Source organism: Micromonospora sp. WMMC273, from assembly GCF_027460285.1.
Lineage (GTDB): Bacteria > Actinomycetota > Actinomycetes > Mycobacteriales > Micromonosporaceae > Micromonospora > Micromonospora aurantiaca.
In genome coordinates, this window is sequence record NZ_JAPZBE010000001.1 from 5,154,860 (window position 1) to 5,180,494 (window position 25,635).

The 25,635-nt window shown below is 73.9% G+C and carries 22 protein-coding genes; 9 read left to right on the forward strand and 13 right to left on the reverse strand.

From position 1 onward, the window contains the following. The first annotated feature begins 7 nt into the window (after positions 1 to 7). Positions 8 to 1,354 carry an ABC1 kinase family protein gene (locus tag O7611_RS23845; RefSeq protein ID WP_194800475.1) on the forward strand — a complete coding sequence of 449 codons (1,347 nt, stop codon included), beginning with the start codon at positions 8 to 10 and terminating at the stop codon, positions 1,352 to 1,354. A 317-nt stretch (positions 1,355 to 1,671) separates the two neighbouring features. Here O7611_RS23845 and O7611_RS23850 read toward each other — a convergent pair whose 3' ends face one another. From O7611_RS23850 to O7611_RS23860, 3 genes are all read right to left on the reverse strand, one after another. Next, positions 1,672 to 2,037, reverse strand: coding sequence for a WhiB family transcriptional regulator (locus O7611_RS23850; RefSeq protein ID WP_194800474.1), 366 nt, complete (start codon positions 2,035 to 2,037; stop codon positions 1,672 to 1,674). Positions 2,038 to 2,169: 132 nt separating this feature from the next. Further along, positions 2,170 to 2,424: a hypothetical protein gene (locus O7611_RS23855; RefSeq protein ID WP_082931090.1), complete on the reverse strand. Its 255-nt coding sequence runs from the start codon at positions 2,422 to 2,424 to the stop codon at positions 2,170 to 2,172. A gap of 129 nt (positions 2,425 to 2,553) precedes the next feature. Then, positions 2,554 to 4,677: an ATP-dependent DNA helicase UvrD2 gene (locus O7611_RS23860; RefSeq protein ID WP_194800473.1), complete on the reverse strand. Its 2,124-nt coding sequence runs from the start codon at positions 4,675 to 4,677 to the stop codon at positions 2,554 to 2,556. A 91-nt stretch (positions 4,678 to 4,768) separates the two neighbouring features. On the opposite strand from O7611_RS23860, the gene O7611_RS23865 reads away from it, so the two are divergent. Next, positions 4,769 to 5,011, forward strand: coding sequence for a mycoredoxin (locus tag O7611_RS23865; protein WP_018784736.1), 243 nt, complete (start codon positions 4,769 to 4,771; stop codon positions 5,009 to 5,011). 57 nt (positions 5,012 to 5,068) lie between these two features. Here the strand turns inward: O7611_RS23865 and O7611_RS23870 are convergent, their stop codons facing one another. Then, positions 5,069 to 6,322, reverse strand: a complete 1,254-nt coding sequence (locus tag O7611_RS23870) for an MFS transporter (protein ID WP_194800472.1) — start codon at positions 6,320 to 6,322, stop codon at positions 5,069 to 5,071. Positions 6,323 to 6,470: 148 nt separating this feature from the next. Here O7611_RS23870 and O7611_RS23875 point away from each other — a divergent pair, with 148 nt between their 5' ends. The 3 genes from O7611_RS23875 to O7611_RS23885 all read left to right on the forward strand — a co-directional run bounded on the left by O7611_RS23875 (position 6,471) and on the right by O7611_RS23885 (position 8,228). Further along, positions 6,471 to 7,451, forward strand: coding sequence for a helix-turn-helix domain-containing protein (locus O7611_RS23875; protein ID WP_194800471.1), 981 nt, complete (start codon positions 6,471 to 6,473; stop codon positions 7,449 to 7,451). A gap of 71 nt (positions 7,452 to 7,522) precedes the next feature. Next, positions 7,523 to 7,762, forward strand: a complete 240-nt coding sequence (locus O7611_RS23880) for a DUF397 domain-containing protein (protein WP_194800470.1) — start codon at positions 7,523 to 7,525, stop codon at positions 7,760 to 7,762. A gap of 196 nt (positions 7,763 to 7,958) precedes the next feature. Next, positions 7,959 to 8,228 carry a hypothetical protein gene (locus O7611_RS23885; RefSeq protein WP_269697617.1) on the forward strand — a complete coding sequence of 90 codons (270 nt, stop codon included), beginning with the start codon at positions 7,959 to 7,961 and terminating at the stop codon, positions 8,226 to 8,228. Positions 8,229 to 8,494: 266 nt separating this feature from the next. Here the strand turns inward: O7611_RS23885 and nudC are convergent, their stop codons facing one another. The 3 genes from nudC to O7611_RS23900 are packed head-to-tail and all read right to left on the reverse strand — an operon-like array spanning position 8,495 to position 12,089. Then, positions 8,495 to 9,442, reverse strand: coding sequence for an NAD(+) diphosphatase (gene nudC / locus O7611_RS23890; RefSeq protein ID WP_194800468.1), 948 nt, complete (start codon positions 9,440 to 9,442; stop codon positions 8,495 to 8,497). After that, positions 9,439 to 10,782 (reverse strand): M16 family metallopeptidase, encoded by a 1,344-nt coding sequence (locus tag O7611_RS23895; RefSeq protein WP_194800467.1) that lies wholly within the window; start codon positions 10,780 to 10,782, stop codon positions 9,439 to 9,441. Before O7611_RS23895 ends, nudC begins: the two co-directional genes overlap by 4 nt. Next, complete coding sequence (locus O7611_RS23900) at positions 10,779 to 12,089, reverse strand: M16 family metallopeptidase (RefSeq protein ID WP_194800466.1); 1,311 nt, start codon at positions 12,087 to 12,089, stop codon at positions 10,779 to 10,781. Before O7611_RS23900 ends, O7611_RS23895 begins: the two co-directional genes overlap by 4 nt. Positions 12,090 to 12,237: 148 nt before the next feature. On the opposite strand from O7611_RS23900, the gene O7611_RS23905 reads away from it, so the two are divergent. Genes O7611_RS23905 through O7611_RS23920 form a run of 4 tightly spaced genes read left to right on the forward strand, consistent with a single transcriptional unit; the run spans position 12,238 to position 15,397 of the window. Then, positions 12,238 to 13,299 (forward strand): ABC transporter substrate-binding protein, encoded by a 1,062-nt coding sequence (locus O7611_RS23905; RefSeq protein ID WP_269697618.1) that lies wholly within the window; start codon positions 12,238 to 12,240, stop codon positions 13,297 to 13,299. After that, entirely contained in the window at positions 13,296 to 14,075 is a 780-nt protein-coding gene (locus tag O7611_RS23910; protein WP_194800464.1) for an ABC transporter ATP-binding protein, read from the forward strand. The genes O7611_RS23905 and O7611_RS23910 overlap by 4 nt, the downstream gene beginning before the upstream one ends. Further along, positions 14,065 to 14,949 carry an ABC transporter permease gene (locus O7611_RS23915; protein ID WP_194800463.1) on the forward strand — a complete coding sequence of 295 codons (885 nt, stop codon included), beginning with the start codon at positions 14,065 to 14,067 and terminating at the stop codon, positions 14,947 to 14,949. Before O7611_RS23910 ends, O7611_RS23915 begins: the two co-directional genes overlap by 11 nt. 4 nt (positions 14,950 to 14,953) lie before the next feature. Beyond that, positions 14,954 to 15,397 (forward strand): RrF2 family transcriptional regulator, encoded by a 444-nt coding sequence (locus O7611_RS23920; protein ID WP_194800462.1) that lies wholly within the window; start codon positions 14,954 to 14,956, stop codon positions 15,395 to 15,397. A gap of 11 nt (positions 15,398 to 15,408) precedes the next feature. Here O7611_RS23920 and O7611_RS23925 read toward each other — a convergent pair whose 3' ends face one another. The 6 genes from O7611_RS23925 to O7611_RS23950 form a co-directional block, all read right to left on the reverse strand. After that, positions 15,409 to 15,927, reverse strand: coding sequence for a GNAT family N-acetyltransferase (locus tag O7611_RS23925; RefSeq protein ID WP_269697619.1), 519 nt, complete (start codon positions 15,925 to 15,927; stop codon positions 15,409 to 15,411). A gap of 51 nt (positions 15,928 to 15,978) precedes the next feature. Further along, the gene (locus tag O7611_RS23930; protein ID WP_194800461.1) at positions 15,979 to 16,164 is read right to left on the reverse strand and encodes a hypothetical protein; all 186 of its coding nucleotides are present in this window, start codon (positions 16,162 to 16,164) and stop codon (positions 15,979 to 15,981) included. Between the two features lie 170 nt (positions 16,165 to 16,334). Then, positions 16,335 to 17,588, reverse strand: coding sequence for a DEAD/DEAH box helicase (locus O7611_RS23935; protein WP_194800460.1), 1,254 nt, complete (start codon positions 17,586 to 17,588; stop codon positions 16,335 to 16,337). Between the two features lie 178 nt (positions 17,589 to 17,766). Further along, positions 17,767 to 17,970 carry a transcription antiterminator/RNA stability regulator CspE gene (cspE, locus tag O7611_RS23940; protein WP_013288421.1) on the reverse strand — a complete coding sequence of 68 codons (204 nt, stop codon included), beginning with the start codon at positions 17,968 to 17,970 and terminating at the stop codon, positions 17,767 to 17,769. Positions 17,971 to 18,174: 204 nt separating this feature from the next. Then, on the reverse strand, positions 18,175 to 21,579 hold the full coding sequence (locus O7611_RS23945) for an ATP-dependent helicase (RefSeq protein WP_194800459.1): 3,405 nt from the start codon (positions 21,577 to 21,579) through the stop codon (positions 18,175 to 18,177). 55 nt (positions 21,580 to 21,634) lie between these two features. Beyond that, positions 21,635 to 24,949: an ATP-dependent helicase gene (locus tag O7611_RS23950; protein WP_281601183.1), complete on the reverse strand. Its 3,315-nt coding sequence runs from the start codon at positions 24,947 to 24,949 to the stop codon at positions 21,635 to 21,637. Positions 24,950 to 25,635: the final 686 nt, after the last annotated feature.

A 25,635-nucleotide genomic window follows, 5' to 3' on the forward strand; every position in this document is an offset into this window, starting at 1 on the left:
TGGCCGGGTGACCGACATCCCGCGCCGGGCCGTGTCCCGCACCGCCAAACTCGCCGCTCTGCCGCTCGGGTTCGCCGGTCGAACCGTCCTCGGCATGGGCAAGCGGGTGACCGGCCTCGCGTCCGACGTCATCTCCGCCGAGATCCAGCAGCGCACCGCCGAGCAGTTGTTCAGCGTGCTCGGGCAGCTCAAGGGCGGGGCGATGAAGTTCGGCCAGGCCCTGTCGGTGTTCGAGGCGGCGTTGCCCGAGGAGGTCGCCGCGCCCTACCGGCAGGCGCTCACCAAGCTCCAGGAGGCCGCGCCACCGCTGCCGGCGGCGACAGTGCACAAGGTGCTCGCCGAGCAGCTCGGCCCGGACTGGCGCGACCGGTTCATCGAGTTCGACGACACCCCGGCCGCCGCGGCCAGCATCGGCCAGGTACACCGGGCGGTCTGGCGCGACCCGGGGTACGAAGCGGGGGGCGGCCCCCGGCACCGCGACGTGGCCGTGAAGATCCAGTACCCGGGCGCCGGTGACGCGCTGCTCGCCGACCTCAAGCAGCTCTCCCGGCTCGGCGGCATGTTCCGGGCCATCCAGCCGGGGCTGGACGTGAAGCCGCTGCTGGCCGAGCTGCGTGAGCGCATCACCGAGGAACTGGACTACGAGCTGGAGGCGGAGTCGCAGCGGGCTTTCGCCGCCGCGTACGCCGACGACCCGGACATCTTCATCCCGGAGGTGCTCGACGCCGCGCCGCGGGTGCTGATCACCGAGTGGGTGGAGGGCATCCCGCTGTCCCAGATCATCCGGGAGGGCACCGAGGAGCAGCGGAACGAGGCCGGTCGGCTGATGGCCGAGCTGCACCTGTCCGCGCCGGAGCGGGCCGGGCTGCTGCACGCCGACCCGCACCCGGGCAACTTCCGGCTGCTCCCGGACGGCCGGCTCGGTGTGATCGACTTCGGGGCGGTGGCCCGGATGCCGCAGGGCACGCCCGAACCGATCGGCCGGATCGCGGCGCTGGCGCTGCGCGAGGACGCCGACGCGGTGGTGGAGGGGCTGCGCGCCGAGGGCTTCGTCAGCCGTACCGAGTCGATCGACGCCCCGGCGGTGCTCGACTTCCTGCGTCCGATGCTGGAGCCGATCGCCGCCGACGAGTTCCGTTTCACCCGGGCGTGGCTGCGCGCCGAGGCGACCCGGCTGGCCAGCCCGCGCTCCCCCGCCTACCAGCTCAGCCGGCAGCTCAACCTGCCGCCGTCGTACCTGATGATCCACCGGGTCACGCTGGGCTCGATCGGGGTGCTCTGCCAGTTGGAGGCGAAGGCGTCCTACCGGTCGATCCTGGAACGCTGGCTGCCGGGCTTCGCGCCGGTGGCCTGAGCGCAAGCCGGCGCCGGAAGACCACGAAGGGGCGGTGACCTGGTCGGTCACCGCCCCTTCCTCACGATCATTCTACAGAACGCCCAGGTCGCGGGCCGACTGGCTGCGACCCCGCATGGCGACGGTACGGGCGGAACGGGTTGCCTCAGTGCTCGTGGTGGTGCGACCGGCCTGAGGCCGGCGCATTCGAGCCCTGGACAACGCTTCGTGGAGTAGTTGCATCTCGAATCCGTTCGGCAGGTTCAGCATCAGGGTTTCTCTTTCAGGTCGGCCGGTGGAGGGACACCGGCATCGGTCGGTTTCGGAACGTAGGTGTGTCAGGCTGCCAGCCGGACGGAGTTCCGCGACTCGGACAGCCCGCTGGCCGCCAGTCGCGCCTCCGCCTCGACCCGAAGCTGCGCGTCACGGGCGAGGTCCTCCTTGCGCGGACGGCCACGGGGCCGCTTGCGCGGGACGACCGCGCCACGCTCGAAGATCTCGCCGCCCCAGACGCCCCAGGGCTCGGCTCGCTCCACCGCACCGGCCAGGCACTCGACGCGCAGCGGGCAGTCCCCGCAGAGCGACTTGGCCAGCTCGAGCTCGGCGGGCGAGTCGGAGAACCACAGGTCGGGGTCGAACTTCCGGCAGGGCAGGTTCGCCTCCACGTCGACGCTCACGTCGAGGGGGGCCAACGCCAGACTCATCCTCCGGTCACCTCTCTCTCACTTCGATCTCGTGGATCGCATTCCGACGTACTTCGGCGGGACAAAAAACTGAGGCCGCGGATCCCGGTATGCGGGTTCCGCGGCCTCGAGGTGAGCCGGTGGTCTGATGGATCAGACCGGTCTACCTCGAGGTGGAACGCCGCGGACATCCGTGCGCTTCTTGGCGCCATCGATGCCCTTGCCCGCGAAGCCACTGGTCCCCTCGACTCCGGCGATCGGCGCAACGGTCAGGTTCAGCTCGGCCTGAACCTGGACCTGGTGCACCTGCGGAGCCGACGGTCGAGCGGCGAGGGCCACCCGGACAGCCGACAGCGGAGCGACGGCAGACGGCATCGCCGCGAGACGCTCATAGTTGAAGATCTTCACTGGTGCCACCTCCCTACTCTCCTCGTGCCGACCGTGGACTCATCCCTCTTGAGCAGCCAGAACGGCGCCGCTCGCGAGGTGTGTCATGAGGCTATTCCTCGCCCTCGGGGGAGGGCAAACGATTTACGGCTAGTTTTCAGAAGTTTTCTGTGGGCAGACGTCGTCCACCGTTGCACCGGCCACCAGGGCGAGCACCGTATCCCCGTAAAGCCCGACTTTTCGGGGCCCGATCCCGGCGATCGCCACCAGTTCCTCGGTGCGGCCGGGCTTCCGCTCGGCCAGCGCGGTGAGCGTGGCGTCGGTGAAGACCACGTACGCCGGCACCTTCTGCGCTCCCGCGACCCGCTGCCGCCACTCGCGCAGCCGTTCGTACAGCTCCTCGTCGATGTCGGACGGACAGGTCGGGCAGCGGCCCAGTTTGCGGTCCGCGCCGGCGAGCAGCGTGGCGCCGCAGATCCGGCAGGAGACCACCTGCGGCCGGCGCCGCTCGGCCCGCCGCGCCGGGCCGGCGCCGCCGGCCCGCTCACCGCCGCCGGACCGGTCGAGCTGCGGCAGGAACCGCGAGGGCCGCCGGGCCCGGCCACCCGGCGAGCGGGCCGTGGCGTACGACAGCCAGAGCCACTCCCGGGCCCGGGTGATCCCGACGTAGAGCAGCCGCCGTTCCTCCTCGACCTGCTCCATCGTCTTCGCGTACGTGGTGGGCAGCGTGCCCTCGGCCAGCCCGACCAGGAACACCGCGTCCCACTCCAGCCCCTTCGCCGAGTGCAGCGACGCGAGCGTCACCCCCTCGACTGTGGGCACGTGCTGCTGGGCGGCCCGCCGGGCGAGTTCCTCGGTGAACCCGGTCAGGTCCGGCTCCTCCTCGGCCTGCGCCGCGTACTCCTCGGCGAGTTGGACCAGCGCGGCGAGCGCCTCCCACCGCTCGCGGGCGGCGCCGCCGGGCGGGGGCGCGTCGGGCGCCCAGCCGACGGCGGTGAGCGCCTCGACCACGGCGGCCCGCAGCGCGGTCCCGGCGTCGGCCGACCGGGTGGCGGCGCGCAACGCGATCATCGCCTGCCGCACCTCGGGCCGTTCGAAGAACCGCTCCGCGCCCTGGAGCACGTACGGCACCCCGGCCTCGGAGAGCGCCTTCTCGTACGCCTCGGACTGCGCGTTGGTGCGGAACAGCACCGCGATCTCCCGGGCCGGGGTGCCACCCGCGACGAGCGTCCGGCAGCGGGCGGCGACCGCGTTCGCCTCGGCCGGCTCGTCGGTGAAGATCCGCAGGTCCGGTTCCGGGCCGGGCCGGCGCTGGCCGTGCAGCTCCAGCCGCAGCCGCGCCTCGGTGCCCCGGGCCTGCGAGATCACCGCGTTTGCCAGACCGACGACCTGCGGGGTGGAGCGGTAGTCGCGGACCAGCCGGACCACTGTCGCGCCGCGGTGCAGCCGGGGGAAGTCGACCAGGTACGACGAGGTGGCACCGGTGAACGAGTAGATCGTCTGGCTGGCGTCGCCGACCACTGTGAGGTCGTCCCGGCCGCCCAGCCACGCCTCCAGCAGCCGCTGCTGGAGCGGGTTGACGTCCTGGTACTCGTCGACCACGAAGTGCCGGTACTGGTTGCGCACCTGCTCGGCCACGTCCGGGTGCTCCTCGATGCCCCAGACCGCGGCGCGCAGCATGTCCTCGAAGTCGATCACCCCGTTGCCGCGCTTGAGCCGCTCGTACGCGTCGAACACGTCCGCCACCCGGGCCGGCTCGTACGGCGTCTCGCGCAGCGCCTTGGCCGCGGCGACCACGTATTCCCCGGGCTCGACAAGCGACGACTTGGCCCACTCGATCTCGGCGGACAGGTCCCGCGCGGCGGCCCGGTCGGCGCGCAGGCCGACCTTGGCGGCGGCCAGCGTGACCACCCGCACCTTGCTGTCCAGCAGCTCCGGCATGGCCCGCCCGGCCAGCAGCCGGGGCGCGAAGTAGCGGACCTGCCGCAGCGCCGCCGCGTGGAACGTGCGCGCCTGCACCCCCTGCACCCCGAGCACGCCGAGCCGGCTGCGCATCTCGGCGGCGGCGCGGGCGGTGAACGTGACCGCCAGCACATGCCGGCCGGCGATGTCGCCGGTCAGCGCCCGGTACGCGATCCGCGAGGTCACCGCCCGGGTCTTGCCGGTGCCGGCGCCGGCCAGGATGCAGACCGGCCCGGCCGGGGCGGTCACCGCGGACCGCTGCTCCGGATCCAGCCCGGCCAGCACCTGTTCCGCCGCTGAGTGAACGCCCACAGCAGGGAATCATCCCAGCATCGTGTGACGTTGCAGCGGTTAGCCTGGCCTGATCGGACCGGGCGCGAGTCACCCCTTGGAGGATCAGACCATGCTGACGATGTATTCCACCCCGTGGTGCGGCTACTGCCACCGGCTGAAGTCGCAGCTCGACCGGGAGGGCATCGCGTACGAGGTGGTCGACATCGAGCAGGACCCGACGGCTGCGGACTTCGTGATGAGCGTCAACGGCGGCAACCAGACCGTCCCGACGCTGCGCTTCGCCGACGGCAGCGCCCTGACCAACCCCTCGATCACCCAGGTCAAGCAGCACCTCGCGGCGCTGCCCGGCTGATCTCCCGCGACACCACGAGCGGCCGTACCCGATCCGGGTGCGGCCGTTCGCCGTCGGTCAGGAGCCTCCGCGGCTGAGCACCCCGTCGTCGGCCGGCCGGCGTGGTGACGGGATCCGTACCGGCACGGCGACCGGCGCGGTCAGTCCGCGGCCCCGCCACAGGTAGAGGCCGGCCGCCGTGGTGACGGCACCGACGAGAGCGAACAGCAGCCGGTAGTCGAACACGCCGACGAGCAGCGCGCCGGTGCCGATGGAAAGCGCCTGCGGCCCGCTGACCAGGGCCTCGGACGCGGCGGTGACCCGGCCGAGCAGCCGCGGCGGCGTCCGCCGCTGGATCAGCGTGTTCAACCCCACCATGGTCAGCGGCAGCGACAGACCGGCCAGCAGCAGCGCCACCACCCCGAGCCACAACCGGGGGTACGCCAGCGCCAGCGCTGCTGGTCCGAAGAACGTCACGCCCGCCGCGAGCGCGCCGACCTCGCCGAACCGGCGGACCACGGCGGCCGAGAACAGGCCGCCGACCAGCCCGCCGACGCCCTGCACCATGACCAGCACGCCGACGAACGCGGCGTCGCGGTGCAGGCCCAGATCGACGTACGCGAAGATCAGCGACTCGGTGAAGCCCATCACCAGCGAGCCGAGCCCGTACCCGAGCAGCGCCCGGCGCAGCGCCGGCTCGCCGGTCAGGTGGCGCAGTCCCGCGCCCAGTTCGGACGGCCCGCGCCGATCCGGCCGTGCCGGCGTGCTCTCCTCCACGCGCAGCCGCGCGACCACCGCCGCCGCGGTGACGAAGCCGGTCATGGCGAGCAGGACCAGCAGCCAGCCGCCCACGGCGGCGTACACACCCGCCCCGGCCAGCGGCCCGATCAGCCGCAGGCCCTGCCGGACGGTCTGGAGCAGCCCGTTCGCGTCGGCGAGCAGGTCGGCCGGAACCAGGTGCCGGATCAGTCCGTTGAGCACGGCGGTGAGCGTGATGTACGACAGCCCGTAGAGCGCGGCGACCACGTAGATCACCCAGACGTCGGACCGGTCCCGGACCGTGAGCAGCGGGCCGAGCAGCACTGCCGCGACCAGGTTGGCGGCGATGAAGAACTGCCGCCTGCGGTAGCGGTCGACCACCCAGCCGACCAGCGGGGCGAGCGCCATCGGCGCGATGACCGCGAAGATGGTCGCCCCGGCCATGCTGTCCGAGCCGGTCAGGTCCTTGACCCAGACGGCCAGGGCGAGCAGCAGGACCGACTCCGCCGCCATGCTCGCGACGAGCGCGGCGAACAGGAGACGGAAGTCGGGGCGGCGCAGGACGGTGCGCATCGGGGTCCCTCCACGGTCCTCTTTTTGTCTCGTGACACGCCCGTGCCGGAGCCTCCGACGCCGGTCGCGCCGTCCATACTGACCGTGGGGGGCGAATTTCATACAGTTACCGTCGCGTCAAGCGACGGTCGACGGGAAAGAGGACGCCGTGCCTCCTGCCGCACCAGGCCCGATTCTGCGCCGTCGTCGCCTCGGCATCGAGCTGCGTCGGCTCCGCGAACAGGCCGGTCTGACCGGTGACCAGGTCATCGAGCGGATCGGCTGGGCCTCCGCATCCAAGTTGTCCCGTCTGGAGAACGGCCGCAGCCGTCCCGACCCGGACGACGTGGACGTGTTGCTGACGCTCTACGGCGCCGACGAGGAGCAGCGCGCGGAACTGACCGGGATCACCCACGAGGCCGGCGACATGCGCGGTTGGCTGCGCAACTTCCCGGTGATGACCCAGCAGCAGCGCGCCTTCGCCGAACTGGAGGCGGGTTGCGCGGAGATCTCCGAGTACAACCCGGTGCTGGTGCCGGGGCTGCTGCAGACGCCCGGGTACGCCCGGCACCGGATCCTGTCCGCCGCGCAGGTCGCCGCCGAGGCCGGCGACCCGGAGACAGAGGATCCCGAGACCGAGGTACGCGCGCGGCAGGCCCGCCAGTCGCTGCTGACCCGCTCCCCCGACGTGCCCCGCTACACGGCGGTGCTGGAGGAGGCGGCGCTCGGCCGCCGGGCCGGGCCGCCGGAGGTGCTGCACGAGCAACTCGTCCACCTGTGCGAGATGGCGCTGCTGCCGAACGTGACGCTGCGTCTGCTGCTGCGGGACACCCGGGTCGGTGACTGGTACCTTCCGCCGACCGCGTTCTCGGTCTACCGGTTCGCCGATCCCCTCGATCCGGAGACACTCGCCATCGAAGGTGGGTTCACCGACGTCATGTCGACCGAGGTAAACACCCTAAATCGCTATAAAGTGGTGTTCGAGTGGCTATGCTCGTCGGCACTCTCCGCATCGGACACCCTCTCCTGGTTGATCGAGGCGACGGGGCGGCTGACCGGCACGGCAGTCGAGTCCACGGTGGCGTACGGGCCGGCAACGGCGCCGGCCCAGCGTCGCCGGGACTCGGGGCGCCTCACCACGGAACGGTGATCCGGCACGGACACCGCCCGCGCTCCGGCGTCGCTCGGTCCCATCGGAGCACCTCACCAGGAGCAAGCACCATGAACGAGATCCACACCAGCACGACCGCCCGCTCGGGGCGGCTCGCCGGCGCCGCTTGGCGCAAGAGCACCCGCAGCCAGACCTCCAACTGCGTGGAGGTCGCACCGCTCGGCTCCGGGCCGGGCACCGTGGCCCTGCGGGACAGCAAGGACCCGAGCGGACCGGTCCTGCTGTTCGACCGGGCCGGTTGGCTCGGCTTCCTCGCCGGCACGAAGAGCGGTCAGTTCGATCTGGACTGATCCGGCGAACCACGGGGGGCCGTCGGCGCGAGCCGGCGGCCCCTTGCGCGTCCACCCCCGACGACGGTGCTGACCTGGGATCCCCCGATCGGTCGAGCTGGCGCGTTCCCCTTGCCGGGCGGACACATCGGCGTAACATGACGCGCGAGTGACGTGGAAGTTCCAGCGTGTAACCGCCGATTGTCCGGGGGACACCATGCGGTTCCTGATCGTCCGCACCGAGATCCGCACCGCCGCCGACGCCGACATCGCCGCCGCCTGGGCCGGCGGAGGCCGCCTGCGGGACGAGACGTGCACGCCCGAACCCCGCCGCCAGGTCGTCCACGCCGAGGACCGGGACGCCGCACTCCTGCTCGCCCGCGCACTGTCCGCCGTCGGTGCGGTACGCGCGGGCCGGCACCGGGTCAAGGTGCTGCCGATCGAGGAACACACCCCCGGGCACCCGTACCGCTGGGACGGTGGATGACCGGACGCTGACGTCCGTCGTGGCCGGACCGGCCTCCCCCGCCGTTTTCCCGCCTCACCCGGCCTCGACGGCACGTGTTCCCGGCCCGCGACCGTCGCGGCAACGACGGTCCGGGTCGGGGCCGCGTCCCCACCCCCGGCCCGAGTCCGCCCGGCCTCGCCAGGTCGGGGAGGTGGCTGCATCCCACCGCCCTCGACCACGCCACTTCCCCGAACTGGCGCCGCCGCACCAACCGAGACACGGCAACCCGACGAGGTCGGCCGGGGTCAGCAGTGGCCGTCGAGCCAGCGGTGCACCAGGAACAACGCGATCGACGACGGGGGCGGCAGGACCAGCCGGTCTCCCCCGCCCACCGGCACCGGCTCGCCCGCCAGCGCCGCGCCGATCTCCCGGCGGGTGAACCAGCGCGCGTGCGCGATCTCGGCCAGGTCGACCCGGATCGGCGCGTCCGCGTCGGCGCGGGCCAGGAAGCCGAGCATCAGCGAGCCGGGGAACGGCCAGGACTGGCTGCCCACGTACGCGATCTCCTCGACCGGGACGCCCACCTCCTCGCGGACCTCGCGCAGCACGGCGGCCTCGGCCGACTCGCCGGGCTCGACGTATCCGGCCAGGCAGGAGTAGCGGCGCTGTCCCGGGGTGCGCGGCCAGGCCGCGTTGTTGCCGAGCAGGCAGCGGCCGTCCGGGCCGTCCACCCCGTCGTGCACCAGCACGATCATGGCCGGATCGGTACGCGGCCAGACCCGGCCGCCGTCCGGGTCGATCCGCGACCAGCCGGCCTCGTCGGCGCTCGTCGCCTTGCCGGTCGTCGACGAGTAGCCGTGCCGCAGGTGCCAGTTGAGCAGCGCCAGCGCGGTGGTGAACAGGCCCGCGTCCCGGTCGGTCATCAGGTGGCCGACCTCGCGCAGGTGGGCCGGACGGGTGTCCGGCAGCGCCGGCAGCGGCCCGTCCACCGCGAACACGGGCACGCCGTCCGGCTCGACGCCGAGGAACATCGGCACCGACCGGGGCACCTCGGGCAGCTCACCGGGGCCGACCAGGACCAGCTCCGGCGGGGTCGACGCGCCCCGGACCAGCGCCCGCCCCTCGGCGGCGGAGTCCAGCACCAGCACCCTTGCCCGTTCCCACGCCTCGGTCAGCCAGGCCGGATCGGTACGCCGGTGCGCGGCCCGGTCGAGCGTCGACCGGGCCAGCGGCGGAGCGGGTTCGCCGCTCATGCCGATTCCGTACGCACCGGTGTCAGCGCGGCGAGCGAGTCGGCCACCCGAGCCGCGTCGCCGAGCACGACCGTGACCGCGCGCGCCGGGGCCAGGTAGCGGGCGGCCACCTCGGCCACGTCGTCCACCGTCGTGGCGGCCAGCCGGGCGGCGTACTCGGCGAGGAAGTCCAGCCGCAGCCCGTTGCCGGCGTACGCGCTGGTCAGCGACGCGAGACCGGCCTGGGTGGACATGCCGAGCTGAAGGGTGCCGAGCGCGTACTGACGGGCCTGCTCCAGCTCGTCGGTCTTCGGCGGCACCGTCGCCAGGCGGCCCAGCTCGTAGGTGGTCTCCACCAGCGCCGCCGCTGTCACCTCGGTGGCCACCTCGGCGCCGGCGACGAGCAGCGAACCGGCCACCGAGTGCTCGACGAGCGAGTGCGGCCCGTACGTGTAGCCCTTGTCCTCGCGGATGTTCTCCACCCAGCGGGAGGAGAAGTAGCCGCCGAAGATCAGGTTGGCGAGCTGCAACGCGGCGTGGTCCGGGTGGGTACGGGGCACCGCGGGCAGCGCGAGGCGTACCGAGGACTGCACCGAGCCGGGCCGGTCGACCAGCAGCAACGGCCCGGGTTCCAGCGGCGGCGCCGGGGGCAGCTCGGCGACGTGTCCGTCACCGCGCCACCCGGCGAGCGCCTTCTCGGCCGCGTCCAGCGCCCGTTCCGGGGCCACGTCGCCGACGAGCACCAGCACCGCGCCGGCCGGATGCACCCGCTCGGCGTGCAGCCGGCGCAACGCGGCCGGGCGGACCGCCCGGACCTGGTCCGGGTCGGGGGTCTGCTCCGCGTACGGGTGCCGGCCGTACACCCGCTTGAGCAGCGCGGTACGGGCCAGGTGCGACGGCTGGCTCTGGGCGACCTGGATGCGGTCGACCAGGCGGTCCCGCTCGGTCTCCACCCAGTCGGCCGGGTAGGTGGCGCCGGTGAGCACCTCGGCGAGCAGCTCCAGCATCCGGTCCAGGCCGGTGACCAGGCCCGCACCGGAGAGCATCAGCCGGTCCGGGTCGAGGCCGGCGGTCAGCCCGCCGCCGACCTTCTGCAACTCGGCCGCCAGCTCGGTGGCGCTGTGCGCCTCGGTGCCGGAGAGCATGGTCTGCGCCAGCATCGCGCCGCGGGCCAGGTGGGTGCGCCCGAACGGCATCCACAGTCGCAGCTCGACCAGCGGTACGGAGGAGCGGCGTACCGCGATCACGGTGAGGCCGTTGGCAAGCGTGCGCTCGGCCTGCTTGGGCACCTTGAGGCGGCGGTTCGGACCGAGTGCCGGCAGTGGCCGGACGGTGGTGGCGGTGGTCGTACTCGTGCTCATCGGGCTCCTCCGGCGACGACCTCGACTGCCGCGCGGCGCTCGGGCCGCAGGGTGGCGGCGGCGGCGCGGACCTGTTCCTCGGTCACCTCGCCGACCAGCCGGGGCAGGTCGTTGAGCAGGCCGGGTTCGCCCCGTTGCTGTTCCAGCACCGCCATCCGCAACGCGCGGCCGAGCACCGCGTCCGTGTCGCGCAGCAGGTGGGTGGCCATCCGGGCCTGGGTACGCGCCAGCTCCCCCTCGGTCAGCCCGCCGGTCGCCAGCCGGTCCAACTCCTCGTCGATGGTGCGCAGCACCTTGTCCACGTCGCCGCCGGGCGGCAGGTGCGCCTGGAGCAGCAGCGCGGTGGGGTCGCGGACGTCGAACGGGTCGCCCATGAAGCCGAGATATCCGCCGAGGCTGGTGACCGACCGGTCGCGCTGCACCAGCCGCTCGACCAGCCGGGAGGCGTCGCCGTCGGTGAGCACCTCGGCCAGCACCACGTACGGCAGGTAGCCGGCGAAGTCGCTGACCGGGTCGGGCACCCGCCACGCGCCGGCCACCGCCGGGAGCGGGGCCAGCGCGTCGGTGTACGTGCTGCGCCGTTCGGTGATCAGGTCGGGCTCGGCGAAGTCGGGCCGCTGCGGGGCGGGCCGGGCCGGCACGTCCCCGAAGTGCCGCTCGATCAGCGTGGTCGCCTCGGCCACGTCGATGTCGCCGCTGACCGCGAGTACGGCGTTGCCGCTGGCGTAGTAGCGGCGGAAGAAGTCGGCGGCGTCGGCCACCGTCGCCGACTCCAGGTCGACGAAGGAGCCGTAGCCGTCGTGCGCGTTGGGGAAGGTGTCGAACATCACCGGGGGCAGCGTCAGCCAGGGGAACCCGCCGTACGGCCGGTTCAGCACGTTGACCCGGATCTCCTCCTTGACCACGTCGACCTGGTTGCGCAGGTTCTCCTCGGTCAGCCGGGGGCCGCGCATCCGGTCGGCCTCCAGGAACAACGCCCGTTCCAGGGCGTTCGCGGGAAGCGTCTCGAAGTAGTCGGTGTAGTCCAGGTGGGTGGAGCCGTTGAACGTCCCGCCGGCGCCCTGGACGTGGCGGAAGTGGGCCAGCTTCTCCAGGTTCTCCGAGCCCTGGAACATCAGGTGCTCGAAGAGGTGGGCGAACCCGGTGCGTCCCTCGGGCTCGGAGCGGATGCCGACGTCGTAGACCACCGCCACCCCGATGACCGGGGCGCTGCGGTCCGGCGTGAGCACCACGCGCAGGCCGTTGTCGAGGGTGAACCGTTCGACCGGGTACTTCGTCGCTGGGATCTTCGCTCTCCGCGTCGGCACGAGATCGACACTAGCGCCTCGGCACCGGCTCTATCGCCGGTGTGCCCTGGCCGAACGGTGGACTGTTGCGGGACGGGTCTTGACGCCGACGGCCGCTTGCCCCACTCTTCCTACCAACTAAATAGGAATACTGCGGATTGGACATTCGATGAGAGGGCTTCCCCTGCGCCGCCTGGTCACCCTGGCGACCCTGGCCGCGGTCGGCGCGGCCACACTCGGCACCACCGCCGCCTGCGGCGAGGACAGCGACGCCGCCGCCGGGTCCGGCCCGGTGACGCTGCGCCTGGGCTACTTCCCCAACATCACGCACGCCCCGGCAGTGGTCGGCGTGGAGAAGGGGATCTTCGCCGAGAAGCTCGGCAGCGACGTCGAGCTGGACACCAAGACGTTCAACGCCGGCCCGGCCGCCATCGAGGCCGTCTTCTCCGGCGCGCTCGACGCCACGTACATCGGCCCGAACCCGACGGTGAACGCCTTCTCCAAGTCCAAGGGCGAGGCGGTCCGGGTCGTCTCCGGCGCCGCGTCCGGCGGCGTCGCGCTCGTGGTCAAGCCCGGCATCACCTCGGTGGAGCAGCTGCGCGGCAAGAAGATCGCCACCCCGCAGCTCGGCAACACCCAGGACGTGGCGCTGCGCTTCTGGCTCAAGGAGAAGGGCCTGGAGACCACCAAGGAGGGCGGCGGCGACGTCAAGATCGTGCCGCAGGAGAACGCGCAGACGATCGAGACGTTCGGCAGCGGTGCCATCGACGGTGCCTGGGTGCCCGAGCCGTTCGTCTCCCGGCTGGTAAACGCCGGCGGCAAGGTGCTCGTCGACGAGCGCGACCTGTGGCCGGACAAGAAGTTCGTCATCACCAACCTGCTGGTCAGCACCAAGTTCCTCAAGGCGCACCCGGACGTGGTGAAGAAGCTGGTCGAGGGCCAGGTCGCGGCGAACGAGTTCCTCAACACCAAGCCGGACGAGGCGCAGCAGGCCATCTCCGACCACATCGGCAAGATCACCGGCAAGCCGCTGGACCTCAAGCTGATCAAGCAGGCCTGGCCGACGCTGGAGTTCACGAACGACCCGATCCCGTCGTCGCTGAAGACCGGTCTGGACCACGCGGTCGCGGTCGGGCTGACCCAGCCCGTCGACCTGAACGGCCTCTACGACCTGACGTACCTCAACGAGGTGCTCAAGACGCAGGGCAAGGCCGAGGTCAGCCAGCCGTGACGACGACCGGCACGACCCCGCGCAGCGCGACCGGCTCGGTCGCGCTGCGCGGCGTGACGAAGGTGTACGGCCAGGGCGAGCAGGCGGTCCTGGCGCTGGACGGGCTGTCGCTCGATGTCGCCCCGGGTGAGTTCGTCTGCATGGTCGGCGCGTCCGGCTGCGGCAAGAGCACGCTGCTCAACCTGGTCGCCGGGCTGGACCGGGCCAGCGGCGGCACGATCGAATTGGGCGAGGGCGTCAACCCGGGACTCATGTTCCAGGAGCCGGCGCTGTTCCCCTGGCTCACCGTCGAGGGCAACGTCGAGGTGCCGCTGAAGCTGCGCGGGCTCCCCCGTGACCAGCGCAAGGAGCGGGTGGCCGAGCTGCTGCGCACGGTCCACCTGTCCGAGTTCGGCCGTAAGCGGCCGCACCAGCTCTCCGGCGGCATGCGGCAGCGGGTCGCGCTGGCCCGCACGCTCGCGCTGGAGACGCCGGTGCTGCTGATGGACGAGCCGTTCGGCGCGCTGGACGCGATGACCCGCGACATCCTGCACGACGAACTGGAGCGGATCTGGGCCGAGCGCAAGCTCACCGTCCTGTTCGTCACGCACAACGTCCGGGAGGCGGCCCGGCTCGCCGACCGCATCGTGCTGCTCTCCAGCCGGCCCGGCCGGATCATCTACTCCACCGAGGTCGCCGTGCCGCGCCCCCGGCGGATCGACTCGCCGGAGGTCTCGGCCATCGCCGCCGAGGTCACCGACCGGCTGCGCAAGGAGGTGGGCCGGCATGGCCAGTGACACCCTCGCCGGGTCGGCGCGTACCGACGCGGAGATCTCCGGACTCGACGCCCTGGAGATCGCCGGCCGGGAGAAGGGCCCGTCCCGGGTAGGCCGCCTGTGGTCGGCCACCTGGCCCAAGTTCGCCGCGCTCGCGCTGGCCGTCGCCATCTGGCAGGCGGTGGTCTGGTCCGGGTGGAAGGAGCCGTGGGCGCTGCCCGGCCCGGCGGTGGTCTTCGGCGACCTCGGGGAGTACCTGCTCAGCTCGGCGCTCTGGGAGGGCCTTGCGACCACCGCCCGGCGCGCGGCGGTCGGGTTCGCCGCCGCGGTCGCGGTCGGTCTGCTGCTCGGCCTGGGCGTGGCCCGGGTCAAGGTGCTCCGGGCCGCGCTCGGCTCGATGATCACCGCGTTGCAGACCATGCCGTCGATCGCCTGGTTCCCGCTGGCCATCCTGCTGTTCCAGCTCAGCGAGCAGGCGATCTTCTTCGTGGTGGTGCTCGGCGCCGCGCCGTCGGTCGCCAACGGCGTCATCCACGGCGTGGACTACGTGCCGCCGCTGCTGGTCCGCGCCGGCCGCAACCTCGGTGCCCGGGGGCTCAACCTCTACCGGTACGTGATCGCGCCGGCCGCGCTGCCGGCCATCGTGGCCGGGCTCAAGCAGGGCTGGGCGTTCGCCTGGCGCAGCCTGATGGCCGGTGAGCTGCTGGTGGTCATCGCCACCCGCACCTCGATCGGTGCTCAGCTCACGTACGCACGCGAGCTGAGCGAGGCGCCACGCCTGATGGCCATCATGATCGTCATCCTGGTGGTGGGCCTGCTCGTGGACACCGCGTTCGGGGCCGCCGACAAGGCGATCCGCCGCCGCTGGGGCGTGCTGGACCAGGCCGGCAACTGACGTCGTGTACATCTCCGCGCGCGCCGACTACGCGCTCCGGGCCATGCTCGCCGTCGCCGACGCCGCCGTCACCAGCGGCGACCCGGCGGTCGGCGGCGGCGAGCTGGTCAAGGCGGCGAGCCTGGCCGAGAGCCAGGACATCCCGCTCAGCTTCCTCCAGGGAATCCTGCTCGACCTGCGGCGGGCCGGGCTGCTGCACAGCCACCGCGGCACCGAGGGCGGGTACGCGCTGACCCGCCCACCGGACGAGATCAGTGTGGGCGACGTGCTGCGCGCTGTCGGTGGCGCGATCACCAGCGTCCGGGGCATCCCCGCCGACCGGGCCGGCTACCACGGCGTCGCCACCGGCCTGCGGGACGTGTGGCTGGCGGTGGACGGCGCGATCGCCCTGGTCGTGGACCGGACCACGCTCGCCGACCTGCTGAGCGACCGGGCCACGGCGCCCTGACGCGCGTCCGGTCACGACGTCGGCGGCCGTACCTGCCCGTCGCGGACCATGCGGATCTCGCGTACGCCGTCCTGGACCTGCGTCGTCCCGTCGGCTTCGAAGCCGTGCCGGCGGTAGAACGCCTGGGCACGAGGGTTGGGGTCGGCGACCCACAGCGCCGCCGGCTCCGCCGGGTCGAGGACGGCCCGCAACAACGCCGGCCCGGCGCCGGTGCCGTGATCGGCCGCGTGCACGTAGAGGACGTACAACTGCCGCGCCCACGCCGCCTCGGCATCGAGCGGCGGGCCCGACATCGCGATCCCCACCAGCTCGCCTCGCCGCTCGGCCACCGCCGCCCGGTTCTCGCGGTAGCGCTCGTCGGTCAACGCGGCGATCCAGAACCGCTCCCGGAAGGCCGGGAGGCCCGGATCGTCGAGCACCGCGTCCGGCATGAGCCCGCGGTACGTCTCCTGCCAGCACCGGACATGCACGCGTGCCATCCGGGCGGCGTCCTCGGCCCGGGCCTTGCGAACGGTCACCGACGGGTCCACCGCCGCATCGTAGGCGCCCGGCCGTTCCGGCATCGCCCCTTTTCGGGGCGTCTACTGAGTCTGCGGGGCGCTCATCCCGGGCGTGAAGCTGCGGGCGGCGCCGCGATCCGGCGAGCCGCCGTCGGACGGCTGCCACGGCCCGAACGCGGCCACCGCGGCGAGCGCCAGGCCGGCCCCCGCCACCGCGAGAACCAGCAGCACTTCCCGCGCTCCGCCCGATCCGGCTTCCCCCGCCATGAACCGCTCCCTCCGCGTCCGGCCGACCCCCCGACCGGTACCCCGCGCAGCAGCATCACCGTCGGGTTCCGGTCGCACAGTCGGGCAGCCGACCGAACATCGACTGATTCCCGACTCAGGAGCGACCGCTCTGCCCGACCGGAGAACCGCCGGTCAGGTGCGGGCCGCGGTCAGCGGCGGCGCGGGCGCCGACGAGGACGGGTCGCCGGGGCGGGGTGCGCGGCGGCGGGCGCGGTGATGGTCACCGGCACGCCGGAGGGCTCCCGGGCGCCGGTGAGCCGGGTCAGCTCGCCGTCGCCGGGGCGTACCCGCGTGGTCTTGGGGTTGATGCCCGCGGTGCTCATCAGCCGGGCGACGTCGCGGCGCTGGTCCGGCAGGACGAGCGTCACCACCGTGCCCGACTCGCCGGCCCGCGCGGTCCGGCCGCCCCGGTGCAGGTAGTCCTTGGCCTCGGTGGGCGGGTCGGCGTTGACGACCAGGTCCAGCCCGTCGACGTGGATGCCCCGGGCCGCCACGTCGGTCGCCACCAACGCGGTGACCTGGCCGGTGCGGAACTGCTCCAGGATGCGGGTGCGCTGCGGCTGCGACTTGCCGCCGTGCAGCGCCGCCGCGCGTACGCCCTTGGCGAGCAACTGCCGGGCCACCCGATCGGCGCGGTGCTTGGTGGCGATGAACACGATGGTGCGGCCCTCGCGGGCGGCGATGTGCGCCAGCGCGGCCGGCTTGTCCTCCGCGTCCAGGTGCAGTACGTGGTGTGTCATCGCGGTGACGGTGGCGGTGCCCGGGTCGACGGAGTGCGTCACCGGGTCGGTCAGGAAGCGGCGGACCAGCCGGTCCACGCCGCGGTCCAGGGTGGCCGAGAACAGCATCCGCTGCCCGCCCGGCGCGACCTGCTCCAGCAGCTTCGTCACCTGCGGCAGGAAGCCCATGTCGGCCATCTGGTCGGCCTCGTCCAGCACGGTGATGGCCACCTGGTCCAGCCGGGCGTCCCCCCTGTCGATCAGGTCGTGCAGCCGGCCCGGCGTGGCCACCAGCACCTCGGCGCCGGCGCGCAGCGCGGCCGCCTGGCGGCCCAGCGAGAGCCCGCCGACCACAGTGGCGCAGCGCAGGCCGAGCGTGGCGGCGTACGGGGCGAGCGCGTCGGTCACCTGCGCGGCCAGTTCCCGGGTGGGTACGAGCACCAGCGCGAGCGGGCGGCCCGGGCGGGCCCGGCGACCGGCCGTACGGTGCAGCAGCGGCAGCCCGAACGCGAGCGTCTTGCCGGAGCCGGTCCGGCCCCGGCCGAGCACGTCCCGGCCGGCCAGCGAGTCCGGGATCGTGGCCGCCTGGATCGGGAACGGCGCGGAGATGCCCTGCGCGGCCAGCTCGGAGACGAGCGCCGGAGCCAGGCCGGTGGCGGCGAACGTGGGCAGGGTCGTGGTCATGCGGAAAGCCTTCCTCGACGCGGCACGTGTCGAGGAAGGGCGCCGGACAGCGGCGCGTCACCGGCGTCACCGGTGGTCACAAGCACGAACCGAAAGGGACGGGCCGGCCCGGCAGAGGCGGGCCGGCCCGTGCACCACGCCCGAAGGGGCGCGATGGTGGTGCCGGTTGATCCGAAGATCAGAGCGGGCGGATGTTCTCCGCCTGCGGGCCCTTCTGGCCCTGGGTCACCTCGAACTCGACCCGCTGGTTCTCGTCCAGGCTCCGGTAGCCGGAGGTCTGGATCGCCGAGAAGTGGGCGAAGACGTCGGCGCCGCCGTCGTCCGGGGTGATGAAGCCGAAGCCCTTGTCAGCGTTGAACCACTTGACGGTGCCAATTGCCATGTGTTTCGTCTCCTTGACGGAACGGTCGGCCCGCACGTGTTGCGGGCCGGAGAGGAGCACACCGCGCGTGGAATACGCGGCGTGCCTGTCGCTGCTGGTCGCCCCGCCCGGAGAACTCCGGACACAACAAAGAGCGCCTGGGGCCACAATCCGCCAGGCGCACACAGAGTCTCTGGAAACCAAAACTGCAACCCGGCCAACGTATCACGGATTCGCGCGCTCCGGGAGATCCCCCGGGATTTCCGGCACGGCGGCGACCAACGCGGTCAGCCCCTCGGCGTCGAGCAGGTCGGCCGGACGGACCGTCGCGGAGTCCCGCACGTAGTGGAACGCGGCGCCGACCCGGTCCACCGGCACCCCGGCCAGCTCCGCCCAGGCCAGCCGGTAGACCGCCAGCTGCACCGCCGCCGCGTCGGCCTCCCGGCCGGCCGGCTGCCGCCCGGTCTTCCAGTCGACCACGTCGTAGCGCCCGCCCGGCCGGGCGAACACGGCGTCCATCCGCCCCCTGATCACGACGCCGGCGATGACGGTGGCGAACGGCACCTCCACCTCCACCGGCACCCGGTCGGCCCACTCGCCGGCCAGGAAGCGCTCCTGCAACTCGACGAGCGCCTCGTCCGGGGCCGCGTCCTCGTCCGCCGCGCCGGGCAGCTCGTCCACGTCGAGCAGCCGGTCCGCGCCGAAGCGCTGCTCCAGCCAGGCGTGGAACGCGGTGCCGCGCCGGGCGTACGGGTTCGGCTCGGTCGGCATCGGGCGGCGCAGCGTCCGGGCCAGCGCCTCCGGGTCGCGGCGCAACGCCACGAGCTGGGTCACCGACATCTGGCCGGGTAGAGCGACCTCGACCGCCTCGGCCTGCCGGGCCAGCTCCGCCCGCTCGGCGAGCAGGAGATCGGCCTCGCGCCGCCAGCGGGCCACCTCGGCGTCCTCCGCCGCTCCCGTGGTGGCGAGCACTGCCGCCTCGCGGCGGGCCGTCTCCGGGTCGGCCAGGTGCCGGCGGACCAGCGCCGCCGCTTCGGTCAGCGCGGGCCGGCGGGTGCCGAGCGGGTCGGCCGGCCACTCGGCCCGCAACACCGTCTCGGTGGTCGGGTTCACCGCGTCCCCGGCCGGCTCGGGCGTCCAGGCGTCCACCACGTGCCCGTCCGCACCGGCCAGGCAGGCGTCGTGCACCTCCCGCAGGAACACCGACGGGCCGCGGAACCGTTTGGTCCCCTCCCCCCACCAGTAGCCGGAGCAGAGCAGCAGCCGTCGGGGGCGGGTCACCGCCACGTACGCCAGCCGGCGCTCCTCCCGCTCGTCGTGCGCCCGCCAGGCGTCGGTGAAGTCGGTCAACGCCCGGGCCACGCCACGCTGGTCCTCCGCCTCCGGCAGGCCCAGCTCCGGCAGCCCGTCCGCGTCGCCGCGCAAGGGGAACGGCAGCACGCCCAGCCCGCCCAGCCAGTGGTCGGAGTTGCGGACCGGCCCCGGCCAGGCGCCCCGGGTCATCCCGGCCACCGCCACCACGTCCCACTCCAGGCCCTTCGCGGCGTGCGCGGTGAGCACCTGCACCGCGCCGGCCACCACCTCCACCTCGCCGGGCGCCAGCCCGCGCTCCTCGTCCTCGGCGGCGGCCAGGTAGGCGAGGAAACCGGCGAGCGTCGCGCCGGGCGTCTCGCCGCTGAACCGGGCCGCCACGTCGCCGAGCGCGTCCAGGTGGGCGCGGGCCAGCCCGGCGTCGCCCGCGCCGTCCCGGCCGGCCCGGACCGCCACCTCGACGTCGAGCCCGATGGTCCGCTCGATGTCCGCGATCAGCTCCGGCAGCGACTGGTCCAGCCGGTAGCGCAGCAGCGCCAGCTCCATCCCGTACGAGCGCAGCCGCGCGTAGCCCTCGGCCGAGTACGCCTGCGCCGGCCCCAGATCCGCAAGCGCCTCCACGAGCGTGGCCTCGTCCAGCGCGTCCACGGTGATCTCCGGGCCCTCGTCGCCGGTCAGCTCCCGGCGGCTGCGGGCGATCGCGCGGGCGCGGCGGTGCAGGGCGACCAGGTCACGCGGGCCGATCCGCCAGCGCGCGCCGGTGAGCAGCCGCAGCAGCGCCGCCCCGTCGGTCGGGTCGGCGAGCACGCGCAGCGTGCACACCACGTCCCGTACCTCGGGGGTGTCCAGCAGCCCACCCAGGCCGACCACGTCGACAGGCAGCCCGCGGGCACGCAACGCCGCCTCGATCGCCGGGATCTGGCTGCGCAGCCGCACCAGCACCGCAGTGGTCGGGCGACGGTCGGCGGGGATGTGCTCGGGCAGCGCGCCGGGCATGCCGGCCGCGCCCCGCCAGGCCGCCAGCACGCTGTCCGCGATCCAGTCGGCCTCGTCGGCGTACGTCTCCAGCAACGCGCAGTGCACGGTGCCGCCGGCCTGCCCGCCCGGCGTGCGGTGCGGGATCGGGTCGCGGACGCTGAGCGCGGCGTGCAGTTCCGGCACCCGCGCGCCGGCCGCCCGCAGCGGCACCGACAGCGTGTTGGCGACACCGAGGATCTCCGGCCGGTTGCGCCAGCTCGTCGTCAGGCTGAGCACGTCGGCGGGGCTGCCGTCGGTGCGGGCGAACTCGGCCGGGAACCGGTCGAGCGTGCCGGCGCTGGCCCCCCGCCAGCCGTAGATGGACTGGCACGGGTCGCCGACGGCGGTGACCGGGTGGCCGCCGCCGAACAGCGCGTTGAGCAGCACCACCTGGGCGTGACTGGTGTCCTGGTACTCGTCCAGCAGCACCACCCGGAACCGGTCCCGCTCGATCACCCCGACGCCGGGATGGTCGCGGGCCACCCGGGCCGCGCGGGCGAGCTGGTCGGCGAAGTCCATCGCCTCGAAGTCGTCCTTGCGCCGGGCGTACGCGCGCACCAGCGGCAGCAGCTTCAGCCGGGTCCGCTGGAGCTGGAGCGCCTTGCGCACGTCGGCGTAGACCCGGCCGGGCCGGGACTGCACGTCGGCGAAGAACCGGCCGGTCCAGGCGGCCAGCTCGTCCGGGTCGACCAGGTGCTCGTCCAGCTCACCGGCGAGCGCCAGCACGGCGTCGGTGATGGTCGACGGCATCCGGTCCACCTCGGACATGTCGCCGTCGTAGTTGCGCACCAGCAGGTCGACGAGCTGCCAGCGGGACGCCTCGGTGAGCAGCCGGGTGGTCGGCTCGTATCCGGCGCGCAGCCCGTGCTCGGTGACGATCCGCCCGGCGTACGAGTGGTACGTGGACACGGTCGGCTCGCCCGCCAGCGGGTCGTCGTGCGGATCCCGCCCCGGCCGGCCGAGCCGCCGGATGAGCTGGTCGAGCCGGGTGCGGACCCGGTGTGCCAGCTCACCTGCCGCCTTGCGGGTGAAGGTGAGGCCGAGGATGTGCTCGGGGCGTACGTAGGAGTTGGCGACCAGCCACATCACCCGCGCGGCCATCGTCTCGGTCTTGCCCGAGCCGGCGCCCGCGACCACCAGCAGCGGCTCCACCGGCGCGGCGATGATCGCGGCCTGTTCCCGGGTGGGCGCCGGCAGCCGCAGCAGCCGGGCCAGCTCGACGGGCGTGTAGCGGGGTCCGGCGTCGGCGGTACGCGGCGCGGGCGTGGCGGAGGCGCCGAACAGCGCCGGCTGAACGCTCATGGTCCGGTCCTTGTTCGCGACTGCGGGGCTCGCAAAACCGGCTCACTCCTCGCGCTCACGGCTGACTCTCCGGGGGCGGCTCGACCACCTGGCGGCCCTGGCCGGAGACCGGGCAGCTGGTGCGTACCGGGCAGACCCGGCACTTGGAGTTGGCCACGGCGGCGAACGTCGAGGCGGCCATCGTGTCCGCGGTACGGCGCACCAGCGCGGTGGCCCACCCGGCCTCCGGCCCCTCCCCGGCCGCGGCCTGGGTCTGCTCCTTGGCGTCCCGCGCACCGGTGCCGAGCTGCACCAGCGCGGCCCCGCCCGGTTCCTCGCCGAACTCGGCGAACCCGCCCGCCTCCACGGCCGCCTGGTACGCGCCGAGCTGCGGATGCTCGGCCACCTCCCGCTCGGTGACAGCAGTCGACTTGCCGGTCTTCAGGTCGATCACCACGAGCCGCCCCTCGTCGTCGACCTCCAGCCGGTCGACCCGGCCGGTCAGCTCGATCGGGCGGGCCGGGTCGTCGAGGCGGACCGCGAACTCGTGCTCGATCGCGAGCAGCCGGCGCGGGTTGCCGGCCAGCCAGCGCAGCAGCTTGTCCACCATCGCCTCGGCGCGCTGCCGCTCCGGACCGGCCATCCACCGGGCGGCCAGCTCGATCGCGTCGAACCGGGCGGCCACGTACTCCAGCAACGCCTCCCGGTCGACGCTGGCGTCCTCCGCGAGCATCGCGGCGGCGTGCACCAGGTTGCCGACGCCCTGCGCGGCGCTGGCCGGCCCGCTGCCGCCGTGCCGTTCCAGCAGCCAGCGCAGGCTGCACCGCAACGCGCTCTCCATCGCCGACGGGGTGACCCGCACCGGCTCGCCCTCGTCGACCAGCGGCCGGTCGTCGGAGAGGCCGCGCAACCCCCACCAGTCCTCCGGGTGCGCGCCGGGCACCCCGGCGGCGGCCAGCCGCGCCAGCTCACCCGCCGCCGCGTGCCGCCGGGTGATCGGCGTCGCCGGGTCGGTGACGGCGGTACGCAGCTCCGCCACCAGCGCTGACAGCGTGAGCCCTCGCGGCGGCAGGGTGACCGGGAGCGCGGCGGACGGCCCGTCCTGCGGATGCTCGTCCCCGTGCGGCACCGGCCCGTCCGCAGATCGCCCGCGCGTGGCCGTACCTGTCGGGCCGTTCCCGGCCGGGCCGGGGCCGTTCGGGGCCGGACCGGTCGGGTCCGGGCCGCCACCGCCGGTGGCGGGTGGGTCGGCGGCGGCCAGCTCGTGCAGGAAGCGGCTCGGCTGCTCCTCGTGGTCGTCCCCGCCGACGGCGGCGGACGCGACAGCGGTGACCAGCAGGCGCCGCCGGGCCCGGCTGATCGCCACGTGGAACAGTCGTCGCTCCTCGTCCAGCAGCGCGGACGTCTGCCCGACCAGGCTGGCCCGCAGTCCGGCACCGTCGGCGCGGCCGGCGAGCACGTCGACGAGCCGCTCCGAGCCGAGCAGGCTGCCGCGCAGGCGCAGGTCCGGCCAGACGCCCTCCTGCACCCCGGCCACCGCGACCAGATCCCACTCGAGCCCCTTGGCGGCGTGCGCGGTGAGCAGGCGTACCGCGTCGCCCCGGTCGGCGGCGGCGGCGAGTGTGTCGGCGGGCAGTTCCTGCCCGAGGACGTGGTCGAGGAACACCTCGGTACGCGCGCCCGGCAGCCGGTCGGTGAACCGGGCCGCCGCGTCGAAGAGGACGAGCACCGCGTCCAGGTCACGGTCGGCGGCCTCGGCCCGCCAGCGCTGGGCGGTCTCGTGCTCGCCGGTGGCCGCCCGCCCCCTGGTGATCGCCCCGGCCCAGCGTTCGGCCAGCCCGCTCTCCCGCCACACCGCCCAGAGCACGTCCTCGACCGTGGCGCCGGGCCGGCCGGCCGTCTCCCGGGCGGTCGCGAGCAGGTGCGCCACGGCTTGCGCGGGCGCCGCCCAGCGGCGCTCGATGGTGGCCAGTTCCGCCGGGTCGCGCAGCGCCTCCACCAGCAGCTCCCCGGACGGACGGCGGTCGCCGCCGGCCAGCGCCAGCGCCCGCAGCCCCTGACGCAGCCGCCGCTCGGCCAGCGGGTCGGCCCCGCCCAGCGGCGAGTGCAGCAGCGCGACCGCCGCCTCCTCGTCCAGCCGGCCGGGTTCGAGCGCGCAGCGCAGCAGGAGCAGCAGCGGGGCGACCGCCGGCTGGAGGTGCAGCGGCAGGTCCTCGCCGTGCACGACGGTCGGTACGCCTGCCGTGTGCAGCGCGCGCCGCAGCGACGGCAGTTGCCGGCCGGTGGAGCGGACCAGCACCGCCATCCGGGACCACGGCACGCCGTCGAGCAGGTGCGCCTCGCGCAACGCGTGCGCCAGCCAGGCCGACTCGCTGGTGGCGGACCGGAACGTCCGTACCTCCACCGTTCCGGCCGGCGCGCCGGGAAGCGGGCGCAGCCGCCGGTGCGCCGCCGGACCGCGCAGCCGGCGGGCCAGCCGAGCGGTGGCCGCCAGCAGTTCCGGCCCGGCCCGGTACGAGGTGGTGAGCGTGACCTGGGCTGCCGGCGCACCGGAGGCGGTGCGGAAGCGGTGCGGGAACGTGGTGACGCCCGCCGGGTCGGCGCCGCGGAACGCGTACGTGGACGAGTCCGGGTCGGCGAACGCGACGAGGGACCGGCCGCCGCCGGCCACCACGGCGAGCAGGTCGAGCTGGGCCGGGTCGGTGTCGGCCAACTCGTCGACGTACACATGGGTCAGTCGACGGCGCTCGGCGGCGAGCAGCTCGGGGTCGTCGAGCAGCATGCCGGTGGCGGCGCGCACCAGCTCCGCCGGGTCGTACGCGACCGAACCCCGGTTGCTCACGTCGCGCAGGGCGAGCACGGCGACGTACTCCCGCAGGAAGCGCGCTGCGGCCGGCCAGTCGGCGCGGCCCAGCTTCTCCCCCAGCCGGGCCAGCTCGACCGGGCCGACGCCGCGCTCCGCGGCACGCATCAGCAGATCGCGGAGCTGCTGGGCGAACGCCCGGGTACGCAGCGCGGGGCGCAGGTCCTCCGGCCAGCCGACCGGGTCGTCGCCGGGCTCCTCCCCCACCACGTCGAGCAGCTCGCGGATGATCAGATCCTGCTCGGGGCCGGTGAGCAGCCGGGGCGAGGGCTCGCCGCGTTCGGCCGCCGCGCGGCGCAGCAGCCCGAAGGCGTACGCCGGGAACGTACGCACCAGCGGCTCGCGGACCACGCGGTGTCCGTTCCCGGCGATCCGCGCCTCGATCCGGTGGCGCAGTTCGGTGGCGCCCCGCCGGCCGAAGGTGAGCACGAGGATCCGCTCCGGGTCGACGCCCTCGGCCACGCGGGCCGCGACCGCCTCGACGAGCGTCGTCGTCTTGCCGGTGCCGGGACCGCCCACGACGAGCATCGGCCCGTCGGTGTGCGCGACCACCTCGGCCTGCACCGGATCGACCCGGCACGAAACGTTCGTGCCCTCCCCGGCCCCGATCCCCGCGGAAGCAGCCGACGGTGGCGACGCGCCGGTCTCGTTCTGCGGCGAAGCGCCTTCGGGCGGCGCGGCAGTCTGCGGGTGCGCGGCGGTCTGCGGGTGCGCGGCGGTCTGCGGGTGCACGGTGGTCTGCGGGTGCGCGGCATCGCCCGCCGACCCCCCGGATCGCGGCTCCGCATCGGCCGATCCACCGGACCGACCCACCCCCTGCCCCGCCCCGGCGTCGTGGGTGACCCCCGCCCCCGCGCCGCCGGGCCGGCGCACCAACCGGTACGCCTGCATCACAGACATCCCACCACGCCGGTACGACACCCGGAAACCGACCGCCGACCCGCCGTCACCAGCTCACCTGACCGCGGCGTGCACCACTGCCCGGCTCTGCCACACACCCGTCTCTCAGGCGTTCACGCCCACCTCGGCGAAGTGGGGGCATCCCACCCCTAGATCAACACCATTACGGCGAGGTGGCCACATCGCACCGGCCCGGACACCACCACCTCCCCGAAATGGTGTCGATCAAGCCCCAAGCGGTGTCGATCAAGCCCGCCCCGCGACGGTGTTCAACAAGCCCGACCGGCCGAGCACACACGCACCGAACCGCGCCA